Annotated in this window: 10 protein-coding genes; 1 reads left to right on the top strand and 9 read right to left on the bottom strand. The window is 67.3% G+C overall.

Translation table 11 applies throughout. From position 1 onward, the window contains the following. Window position 1 precedes the first annotated feature (1 nt). Both IN820_RS08860 and abc-f read right to left on the bottom strand, forming a co-directional pair. Window positions 2-586 carry a mechanosensitive ion channel family protein gene (locus IN820_RS08860; protein ID WP_193680625.1) on the bottom strand — a complete coding sequence of 195 codons (585 nt, stop codon included), beginning with the start codon at window positions 584-586 and terminating at the stop codon, window positions 2-4. Continuing rightward, entirely contained in the window at window positions 583-2,493 is a 1,911-nt protein-coding gene (abc-f, locus tag IN820_RS08865) for a ribosomal protection-like ABC-F family protein (RefSeq protein ID WP_193680626.1), read from the bottom strand. The genes IN820_RS08860 and abc-f overlap by 4 nt, the downstream gene beginning before the upstream one ends. 68 nt (window positions 2,494-2,561) lie before the next feature. Here abc-f and IN820_RS08870 point away from each other — a divergent pair, with 68 nt between their 5' ends. After that, on the top strand, window positions 2,562-3,038 hold the full coding sequence (locus IN820_RS08870) for a TIGR02444 family protein (RefSeq protein WP_193680627.1): 477 nt from the start codon (window positions 2,562-2,564) through the stop codon (window positions 3,036-3,038). On the opposite strand, the gene IN820_RS08875 is transcribed toward IN820_RS08870, so the two are convergent. From IN820_RS08875 to hemC, 7 genes are all read right to left on the bottom strand, one after another. Beyond that, window positions 3,014-3,760 carry an AlgP family protein gene (locus IN820_RS08875; RefSeq protein WP_193680628.1) on the bottom strand — a complete coding sequence of 249 codons (747 nt, stop codon included), beginning with the start codon at window positions 3,758-3,760 and terminating at the stop codon, window positions 3,014-3,016. The genes IN820_RS08870 and IN820_RS08875 overlap by 25 nt on opposite strands. Window positions 3,761-3,883: 123 nt before the next feature. Then, complete coding sequence (gene rsd / locus IN820_RS08880; RefSeq protein ID WP_193680629.1) at window positions 3,884-4,348, bottom strand: sigma D regulator; 465 nt, start codon at window positions 4,346-4,348, stop codon at window positions 3,884-3,886. Window positions 4,349-4,610: 262 nt separating this feature from the next. After that, window positions 4,611-5,102 carry a disulfide bond formation protein B gene (locus IN820_RS08885; protein ID WP_193680630.1) on the bottom strand — a complete coding sequence of 164 codons (492 nt, stop codon included), beginning with the start codon at window positions 5,100-5,102 and terminating at the stop codon, window positions 4,611-4,613. A gap of 304 nt (window positions 5,103-5,406) precedes the next feature. Continuing rightward, entirely contained in the window at window positions 5,407-6,612 is a 1,206-nt protein-coding gene (locus IN820_RS08890; protein ID WP_193680631.1) for a heme biosynthesis HemY N-terminal domain-containing protein, read from the bottom strand. Next, window positions 6,609-7,757, bottom strand: coding sequence for a uroporphyrinogen-III C-methyltransferase (locus IN820_RS08895; RefSeq protein WP_193680632.1), 1,149 nt, complete (start codon window positions 7,755-7,757; stop codon window positions 6,609-6,611). Before IN820_RS08895 ends, IN820_RS08890 begins: the two co-directional genes overlap by 4 nt. A 16-nt stretch (window positions 7,758-7,773) precedes the next feature. Continuing rightward, window positions 7,774-8,544 carry a uroporphyrinogen-III synthase gene (locus IN820_RS08900; RefSeq protein ID WP_193680633.1) on the bottom strand — a complete coding sequence of 257 codons (771 nt, stop codon included), beginning with the start codon at window positions 8,542-8,544 and terminating at the stop codon, window positions 7,774-7,776. Further along, window positions 8,541-9,479: a hydroxymethylbilane synthase gene (hemC, locus tag IN820_RS08905; RefSeq protein WP_193680634.1), complete on the bottom strand. Its 939-nt coding sequence runs from the start codon at window positions 9,477-9,479 to the stop codon at window positions 8,541-8,543. The genes IN820_RS08900 and hemC overlap by 4 nt, the downstream gene beginning before the upstream one ends. Between the last annotated feature and the right edge of the window lie 123 nt (window positions 9,480-9,602).

A 9,602-nucleotide genomic window follows, 5' to 3' on the forward strand; every position in this document is an offset into this window, starting at 1 on the left:
TTTATTTCTCGCTGGAGCTACGGTTGAAGAGCTGCACTTCGCTGCCGCGCCAACGGCGTACGGCTTTCTGGAAGAACAGGCTGTTGGGAATTTGCACGATGGCCCCGGTGCCCGGTTCGGCGACCTCGTCCAGTGTGGTGTAGAGCAAGTTGATATCGATGACCCGGCCCTTGACGATCGGCTTGTCGAACGCTTCGACGATTTCCACCACATCGCCCAGGCGAAACGGGCCGACGGTGAGGATCAGCACCGCGCAGAGCAGGTTGGACAACACGCTCCAGATCGCGAAGAAGGCGATCGCCGCCACCGCGACGAAGCCGGAGATCGCCGTCCACAGCACGGTGGCGGACACGCCGAAGCGCTCCAGCACCATGATCAGCGCGCCGCCCATGATGAACCAGCGAATGCCGCCGCGCACCGGCAACAACAGCTCCGGCGGCAGCGGATAGCGCGCCGACAGCCGGGTCAGGCCACGGGCGACCAGGCGCTGCAGCACATAGGCGACCAGCAGGATCAGCAGGACCTGCATGCCCAGCAAGAGCTGGTCACGCCACTCCTGCGACAGCAGCAACAATTGCTCCTTCATGCACTCCCCTCCAGCTGGGCCTGGAGATTCTCCAGGATTTCGAGCGCCTCGAGCCAGGCGTCTTCCAGCTCGCCTTCGCGAACCTTCAATTCGGCCTGCCTGGCCAGCAGTTCGCGCAGCTCGTCCTTGCGCGCCACTTCGTAGACCGTGCTGTCGCCCAGGCGGGCCTCCAGCGCCGCGAGTTTTTCGTGTACGCCGGCAAGCTCCTTCTCGAGCTTTTCCGCCTGGCGCTTGTGCGGCGCCAGTTGCTGACGCAGCACGGCCGCGGCCTGGCGCTGCGCACGCCGGTCGGTCCTGTCGGCCGTATTCTCGGCCGCGACTGGCGGCTGTTGACGCGCGCGGTAGTCCACCAGCCAGCGTGCATAGTCCTCCAGGTCACCCTCGAAGGTCTGCACGCGCCCATCGGCCACCAGCAGGAATTCATCGGTGGTGCTCTTGAGCAGATGCCGGTCGTGGGACACCACCAGCACCGCACCCTCGAAATCCTGCAGCGCCATGGTCAGCGCCAGACGCATCTCCAGATCGAGGTGGTTGGTCGGTTCGTCGAGCAGCAGCAGGTTGGGCTTGCCCCAGGCGATCAGCGCCAGGGCCAGGCGCGCCTTCTCGCCGCCGGAGAAATTCAGCACCGGCTCGTCGCAACGCTCGCCACGGAAATCGAAGCCACCGAGGAAGTCGCGCAGGGTCTGCTCACGCTCGCCGGGCGCGATGCGCTGCAGGTGCAGCAACGGGCTGGCCCTGGGATCGAGCGAATCGAGCTGGTGCTGGGCGAAATAGCCGATCGCCAGGTTTTCGCCGCGCTGCAGCCGGCCACCGATGGGCGCGAGTTCGGCGGCGAGGGTCTTGATCAGGGTCGACTTGCCCGCGCCGTTGGGGCCCAGCAAACCGATGCGGGCACCAGGCACCAGCTGCAACTTGACCTTTTCCAGCACCACCTTCTCGCCATAGCCGAGCCGTCCTTCGGCCAGATCCAGCAAGGGACTGGAAACCTTGTCGGCCTCGCGGAAGCGGAAATCGAACGGCGAATCCACGTGTGCCGGCGCCAGCTCCTCGAGGCGTTCCAGCGCCTTGATCCGGCTCTGGGCCTGGCGCGCCTTGGTCGCCTTGGCCTTGAAGCGGCGGATGAAGCTTTCCATGTGCGCGCGCTGCGCCTGCTGCTTCTCGTAGGCCTGCTGCTGCTGCGCCAGGCGCTCGGCACGGGTGCGCTCGAAGGCCGAGTAGCCGCCACGGTAGAGGGTCAGCTTACGCTGCTCGAGATGGATGACGTGATCGACCACCGCGTCGAGGAAATCGCGGTCATGGGAAATCAGCAGCAAGGTGCCGGGGTAGCCCTTGAGCCAGTCCTCCAGCCAGAGGATGGCATCCAGATCGAGGTGGTTGGTCGGCTCGTCCAGCAGCAGCAGGTCCGACGGGCACATCAGCGCCTGGGCGAGGTTCAGGCGCATGCGCCAGCCGCCGGAGAAGCTGGCCACCGGCAGGACCATCTGTTCGTTGGAAAAGCCCAGCCCGGCCAGCAGCTTGCGCGCGCGGGCATCGGCGCTGTAGCCGTCGGCGGTGTCCAGCTCGGTATGCAGCCGCGCCAGGGCATTGCCGTCGTGCGCCCGTTCGGCAGCCACGAGCTCGGTCTGGATGCGACGCAGCTCGACATCGCCATCGAGCACATAGTCCACCGCCAGACGATCGAGGGTATCGATCTCCTGGCGCATGTGCGCGATGCGCCAGTCCGGCGGCAGCTGGCAATCGCCGCCATCGGGCACCAGCTCGCCACGCAGCAGGGCGAACAGGGTGGATTTGCCGGCGCCGTTGGCACCGACCAGGCCGGCCTTCTGACCGGGATGCAGGGTCAGCTCGGCGCCTTCCAGCAGACGCTGGGGGCCGCGCTGTAGAGTGAGGTTCTGAAGTCGGATCATAATGGCCGCGGAGTTTATCAGTTCGCCCGGAAAGCCAGCCGGTACCAACGAAAAAAAGGCGCACCGCAATGCCGAACACCGACCTCTGGGCCTTCGCCCTCGCCTGCTATGCCCGCCCCGGCGTCGAATCCGCCTGCCTCGCACTGCAGGCCCATGGCGCGGATGTCTGCCTGCTGCTTTGCGCGGCCTGGCTGGAGGCGCGCGGAATCGCCTGCACACCGCCGCGGCGGCAACGACTCGAGGAACTGGCCCGCCCCTGGCAGGAACAGGTGGTGCGCCCACTGCGCCAACTGCGCCAGGACTGGCGCACGCCGGCCGGCAAGGATGCAGCACTGCATGATCTGCGGGAGACGCTCAAGGCGCTGGAACTGGAGGCGGAACGGGCGCTGCTGTTGAAGCTCCAGGAAACGAGCCGGGACTGGCAGCCGGGCTCAGAGCCCCCCGAATGGCTGGCGCAACTGGAACCCGCAGAGGATTGCCGCGCGGCGCTGGAAACCCTGCGCCACGCGGCTCGCCAGACTCAGTTGGGGCTGCTCGGCGCCTGAGCGGCGGTTGACGCCGGCTTGGCGGCAGGCTTGCGCGCAGCGGGTTTCTTCGCTGCCGCCGGTTTGGCGGCGGGCTTCCTGGCGGCCGGCTTGGCCACGGGCTGGGTGGCACTGGCGGGCTGAGCGGAAGCGGCCGGCTTTGCCCGGCTGCGGGCCGGCTTGGCGCGAGGCGGCGCCTCGACTGCCGGCGCTTGAGCGGTAGCGGTGGAAGCTTTGGCTGCACGTGCACGTGTGGGCGCCGGCTTGCTCGCGCCCGTCGCGGCCGCGGCCGGCCTGGACGTTGCACTGCGGGTCGCGGGCGCTTTGCTGGCGGCGGGCTGCTTGCGAGCCTGCAAGGCCTGATCGGCGGCATCGGCGACCTCGCGGATGCCCTGGGCCAGCGCCAGGCTTTGTTCCGCGTCGCGCTTGAGTTCGGTGATGTAGGTCAGGGTCTCGCTCTGACGCGCCTGCAACAGCGCCAGTGACTCCTCGAGCTCGTCGATCCGGGCACGCGCTCTGGTCTGCGCCTTGGCCTTGCCCGCGCTGCCGGCGTCGTCCAGTTTGGCGCGGGCCTTGAGCAGCTTGTCCTGCACCTTGCCGCGCTGCTTTTGCAGCTTGGCGAGGGAGTCCTCGGCGTCTTTCTGGGCCTGTGTGCAAGCCTTGTCCAGATGTTCGATGAGGCTGTGCGAAAGGTGTTGCAACAGATGCAGCGGAGTGGTGACCGACTTCTTCTTCGCGGGCATGAAGGTGCCTCCTGGCGGGTTCGATGTCCCCATACTAGACGGCCGGCCAGGCGACCGCCAGCCAAGCTGGAGGCCTTGCGCTCCGGATGAGCCTGACAAGCGATCCGGCAACCCTGCGGGTTCTCAGGCCGTAGCGGCGGTCTGCTTGTGCGCGGTGTGCAGCACTTCGATCAGGCAATCTTCAAGCTCGAAACGCTCGTGCAACAGCTGGCCGAGCTGCTTGAGCTCATCTTCCAGGCCCGGGCTGCCCAGGCAGTCACCTTTCTCGCAACGGTCGTTGAAGGTCAGTGCAACCTGAGTGATGGTTTCGATACGCGGATAGATCTGCTTGGCCAGCTCGATGCCTCGCGCGTCACCAAAGGCTTCAGCTTCGGCGAGCAACTGCTCGTAGATCTCGAAATGACCGGCCGAGACGTAGTCGACCAGCAGTTCGCAGAATTTCTGCAATGCCTGACGTGCGGCGCCATCGCGCTCCACATGCAGGCCATCGAATGCGTTGATCAGCGCGTGACGTTCGTGCAGCCAGCGGTCGATCAGCAGATGCACACCACCCCAGCGTTCCTGGGCGTTCCGACAGCTTTCGAGCATGATGACCTCACTTCCCTAATCGATGATGCTTTTTTACGCCATTCCGAGACGTTTTTTTGTCTTTCGGTATCGGCCTTGGGTGAGTGGCGGCGGCGAATGGCAAGATTCCGTCACCGCACGAGCAGACTATGCTGCGGCGCTCGAAGCATCAAGCAATGCCGACGAAATTTCCGCCCCGCCGACGCAGGCCCCGACAGACGCCGCGCACTTTGGAAAAGACTCCGCAAACGCAACGGGAGTTCGCCGCAGGGGAAAGATTCGCTCAATCGCGACGCAGCAGTTGCCAGATGCAAAGGATCGCCATGGCGATGAAGGCCAGCAGGCTCCACTCCGGAATGCTCAGGCCCAGCAGGGTCCAGCTCACTTCCGCGCATTCGGCGGTGCCATGCAGCACCAGCCGGGCGATCTCCTGGAACGGCAGCGCTTCCATCATGTATTCCAGGCTCGGCAGGCAGCTCGGCAACTGGTCGGCCGGAACGCTCTGCAGCCAGATCTGGCGAGTCGCCGTGGCGCCGCCGACGCCCACGAACAGCAGCGCAAGCACCGCGTAGACACGCCGACCGATGCGCGCCGGGCCATGAATGGCGGCCAGCAGGCAGACCAGGCCGAAGCCGATGGTGCAGATGCGCTGCACGATGCACAGCGGACAGGGCGCCAGGCCCACGACATGCTCCAGATAGAGCGCGACGGCGATCAGCAGCGCGCTGCCGAGGAAGGCGAGAACAAATAACGAACGTGGACTGGCCAGGCGCATGGTGGCTCCGCTAGCTGGAAAAGTCCGCTACGTTAGAGCTGCAAGCTGCAAGCTGCAAGCTGCAAGCTGCAAGCTGCAAGCTGCAAGCCAGCGTAGGGTGGATGTCGCCTTTTACATCCACCATGGCCCCGCTCGCCGGTGTTGGTGAAGCATGACCCGGCCTGCAACGGCAAGCGAATCGGCGAGGCGGCTGGCGCCAAAGGCCTGCCTAGTTCCGCTGAAGTCCACCAAGGTCTAATCCTGCCGGAGGGCTGAAGCCCACCCTACCAACTTGAAGCTTGAGGCTTGCAGCTTGAAGCTGCTCTTACCCCTGACCGATCAGGCCGAGCCCCTCCAGGAACAGCCGGCTGCTGCGTTCGGCATCGCCCAGTTGGGCCAGCAGGCGCGCCAGCTCGGCGCAGGTTTCCGGCCGATGATCGAAGCGCAGGCTCGCCTCCAGGTAGTCGCGCGCCTTGCCCCACAGCTCGTTGCGCAGGCTCAGACGCCCCAGCGCCAGCAACAGCACGGCATTTTCCGGATGTTCCTTCAACCAGGCCTCGGCATGCGCCAGTTGGCGGGCCGGCTCGCGACCACGGACGCGGCCGTAGCGCTCCACCAGGCGATCGTCGAACTGCCGCTTGATCGCCGTGAACAGCACTTCTTCGGCCTTGGCTTCGGCACCCAGGCGACTCAGCCCGTCCGCATAGGCGCGCACGACCAGCGCCTCGCCGCGCAGAGCGCTCGGCACCATCTGCCAGCGCTGGTTGAGCGCCTGCACGGCCTCTTCACCGGCAAGCTCCGATGCCTGCCCGGCCTGCTCGATCGCGGCGGTCCAGGCGAGCACTTCCAGTTCGTTCAGGCGTGCCGGCGGCAGCACCCGGTGCTTGCGCAGCTCCGGCAGCAGCCGGCACAGCGCCGGCCAGTCCTCGAGCTGCACGTACAGCTGCTGCAGCAGCGCGAGCACATAGGGATGACGCGGATGCTCGTTCTGCAGCGCGCTGAGCGAAGCACGCGCCTCGGCGTACTGGCCGCGCGCGATCTGCAGCTGCGCCTGGGTCAGGCCGATCGCCAGCGCCGCCTCGGGCTCGCGCTCCTGCGCCTTGCGCAGCAACTCGTCGCTCTGCTCGTGCTCGCCCAGCTCGTTGGCTGCGCGGGCCGCGCCCAGGTAGTGCACCAGTGGCTGGCGATCGTTGTCCGCCGCCAGGCGCAGATGAGCGAGGGCGTGGCTCCACTGCCCCTCCGCCAGTTCCCGCAGGCCGCGGCGCGAGGCGTTCTCGACCCGCCGGGCGCGGTGCCGGCGCGACCAGGGGTTGACCAGCGCGCCGGAGACCTGCAGCAGCCCCAGCAGCCAGCGCAGCGCCACCGCCAGCAGCCAGAGGCAGGCGATCAGCGCGAGGAAGACCCAGAAGCTCGATTCGTAACGGAAGCGGTCGTAGGTGATCAGCACGTAGCCGGCGCTCTGGCTGATCGCCCAGCCGAGAAAACCCGCGATGGCGAGCAGCAGAATGATTACCAGGGCCAGGCGTTTCATGTGCGCTGCGCCTCCTGCTCGTCGGCCGCGGGCTCGGCCGGCACGGCGCTTTCAGGTGTCTCCTGCTTCTGCACATAGGCCTGCAGCGCCTTGAGCGCGGGTGCCAGATCCGGCAGCGTCACCTGCACCTCGCGCCGCGCGAGCGCCTCGATGCGCTCGCGCAGGCCGCGCGCCTGACCGTTCTCTTCGCTGAAGTGATCCTCGAGCAGCGCACTGGCCTGCTGCAGGGACTGCCGGTACACCTCGGCGTTGCCGTTGAGCACGGCCCATTGCGCCTGCTCGATGGCCAGCGACAGGGCCAGGCGCACCTGGCCCAGCGTCTGGCCGGCCAGCAGCGGCTTGACGTCGGCACTGGCATCGAAGTCGACCCGCACGTAGCGGGTCAGCTCGTCCAGCCAGCGCTGCCAGCGGCTCTGCCCCGCGACCTCGGGCAGCGCCTCGCCATTGACGAATTCCGGGGCCAGGGCGCTGAGCTGGCTGCTCTGCCCGCGCAGGGCACCGAGCTGCAGGAACAGCCCGGTACGATCGAGCTCCGGCAGGCTGCGCAGCGCTTCCAGCCCTTCGAGCAGCTTCTGCCGGGTGGCATAGGCGCCCGGGTCGTCCTGTTTCTGCAGGATCAGATCGGCCTCGTGCACCAGCATCTCGGCGCTCTTGACGTCCTGCATTGCCGACAACTGCAGCATGGCCATACGCAGCAGGTGCTCGGCCTCGGCCAGGCGCCACTGCTCGCGACTGGCACCGAGCACCTGTTCGACGCGACCGGAGAGGCGCTGCTGGTCGCTCTGCAGCGCGGCGAGCAGACGCCGCCGTTCCTCCAGCTCGGCGGCCGACGGCAGTTGCTCCAGCCGGCCGAGGCGTGCAGCCAGTTGCTGATCACGCTCTGCCAACTGGCGGGTCTGCTCGCTGGCGCTCTGCAGCGCCTGGCGCTGGCGATCGTCCTGGGCGCCGAGTTGCTGCAGTTGCCAGAGGCCATAGCCGCCCAGGGCGACGCCGCCAAGGCCGACCAGCAGCGCCAGCGACGCTAGCGCCTTGCCGCCGCTGCCGGAGGCGGGCCTGGATGGTTGGGGCTGGACTGGCTCGACGGAGGGGGTCGGCTCACTGGCGGGGGGTTGCAGCGGTTCTTTCTTGGAGTCTGCTTCGCTCACGTTTCCATCCTTTGCATCAGGAAGCGGCCAGGGAGGTTTCCTGCAAGGCCGCCAGCAAGGCCGCGGCTGCGGCGCCACGGCAATCCACGATTCGTTTGGCGCCCAACTGTCGAGCCATCTCGGCTACCCGCGGACTGGGTACGAACAAGGGTAGCTCAAGCACTTCGGGCCAGGTATCGGCCGCCAGCTCACGCAACGACTGCAAACCCTGCCCACTGCTGACCACCAGGCCGTTGAGCCGTTCCGCCTGCAACGTGGCAACCAGGGTTCCCGGCGGGTAGCTCGGCAGGCTGCGCCGATAGAGTTCGAGAATGTCCACCTGCACGCCGCGGCCACGCAGCGTCTCGGCGAGCAATTCGCGGCCGCCCTCGCCGCGCAGGATCAGAACTTTCGGATCGGGCCTGGCCAGGGCTTCGTCCAAGCGGGGCAGCGCCAGCAGCGCCTCGCTGTCATCACCGCGCTCCGGCCAATTGACATCCAGACCGTAGCCTTCGAGGATCGCGCCGGTGGCGGCGCCGACGCTGAACCAGGCCTGGCCGAACGGCGGTTGCGGCCAGTAGCGATCGAGCAGTTCGAGCCCCAGCCGGGCGGCGGGCTTGCTGACCACGACCACGGCGCAGTAGCGATCCAGTTCGAGGATCGTCGCGCGTTGCTCGGCGGTTTCCGCCAGCGGCTCGATCGCCAGCAGCGGCAGGCTCGCACTGTGGATGCCGGCGTCGGCAAGGGTCGCCGCCAGTGCGGCGCATTCCTCGGCCGGCCGGGTCAGCAGCAGGCGCCAGTCGCTCACGCGTGCCCGGCCTCGCCGTAGACGGCCTGGAGAATGCGCTCGGCGCCCTGGGCCAGCAGGTCTTCGGCGACCCGCACGCCCAGTGCCTCGGCCTCTGCGGCCGGCGCACGGCCTTCGGCGCGCAGCAGCAGGGTGCCGTCCGGCTGGCCAACCAGGCCGCGCAGCCACAGTTGTTCGCCCTCGAGCACCGCGTAGCAGGCGATCGGCACCTGGCAGCCGCCGTTCAGACGCTTGTTCAACGCACGTTCGGCAGTGACACGGGTGGCGGTCGCCGGGTCGTTCAGGCAGGCCAGCAGTTGATGCAGCTCGCTGTCGCCGGTGCGGCATTCGATGCCCACGGCGCCCTGGCCGCCGGCCGGCAGGCTCTCGTCGACGCCGATGCTGGAGCGGATGCGCTCGCCGAAGCCGAGACGGATCAGGCCGGCGGCGGCGAGGATAATGGCGTCGTATTCGCCGGCATCGAGCTTGGCCAGGCGGGTGTTGACGTTACCGCGCAGGAACTGGATCTTCAGGTCAGGCCGGCGCGCCAGCAGTTGCGCCTGGCGACGCAGGCTGGAGGTGCCGACCACACTGCCGGGCGGCAGCGCATCGAGGCTGTCGTAGCGGTTGGAGACGAAGGCGTCGCGCGGGTCCTCGCGTTCGCAGATGCAGTACAGACCGAGCCCCGCGGGAAACTCCATCGGCACGTCCTTCATCGAATGCACGGCGATGTCCGCCTCGTTCTCCAGCAGCGCGGTTTCCAGCTCCTTGACGAACAGGCCCTTGCCACCGATCTTCGCCAGCGGCGCATCGAGCAGCTTGTCGCCGCGGCTGACCATCGGCACCAGGCTGACCTCGAGCCCGGGGTGCGACGCTTCCAGGCGCGCCTTGACGTATTCGGCCTGCCACAGGGCCAGGGCACTCTTGCGGGTGGCGATGCGAATTTCGCGAGACATGGACGATTCCAGAACGATGAACTGTCGGCCATGATAACAGGCCCAAAGCGCGGGCTGGGCCGGCCGGGATCAAGGAAAGCAGCTGCAAGCTGCAAGCTGCAAGCTGCAAGCTGCAAGCTGCAA

Origin of the sequence: Pseudomonas lopnurensis, assembly GCF_015070855.1 — a bacterium.
Taxonomy (GTDB): Bacteria; Pseudomonadota; Gammaproteobacteria; order Pseudomonadales; family Pseudomonadaceae; genus Stutzerimonas; species Stutzerimonas lopnurensis.

Excerpts from the sequence above, each read along its gene's own strand:
- IN820_RS08870 (WP_193680627.1), top strand. The coding sequence starts at position 2,562 with ATGCCGAACACCGACCTCTGGGCCTTCGCCCTCGCCTGCTATGCCCGC.
- IN820_RS08885 (WP_193680630.1), bottom strand. The coding sequence starts at position 5,102 with ATGCGCCTGGCCAGTCCACGTTCGTTATTTGTTCTCGCCTTCCTCGGC.
- IN820_RS08860 (WP_193680625.1), bottom strand. The coding sequence starts at position 586 with ATGAAGGAGCAATTGTTGCTGCTGTCGCAGGAGTGGCGTGACCAGCTC.
- rsd (WP_193680629.1), bottom strand. The coding sequence starts at position 4,348 with ATGCTCGAAAGCTGTCGGAACGCCCAGGAACGCTGGGGTGGTGTGCAT.
- abc-f (WP_193680626.1), bottom strand. The coding sequence starts at position 2,493 with ATGATCCGACTTCAGAACCTCACTCTACAGCGCGGCCCCCAGCGTCTG.
- hemC (WP_193680634.1), bottom strand. The coding sequence starts at position 9,479 with ATGTCTCGCGAAATTCGCATCGCCACCCGCAAGAGTGCCCTGGCCCTG.
- IN820_RS08890 (WP_193680631.1), bottom strand. The coding sequence starts at position 6,612 with ATGAAACGCCTGGCCCTGGTAATCATTCTGCTGCTCGCCATCGCGGGT.
- IN820_RS08875 (WP_193680628.1), bottom strand. The coding sequence starts at position 3,760 with ATGCCCGCGAAGAAGAAGTCGGTCACCACTCCGCTGCATCTGTTGCAA.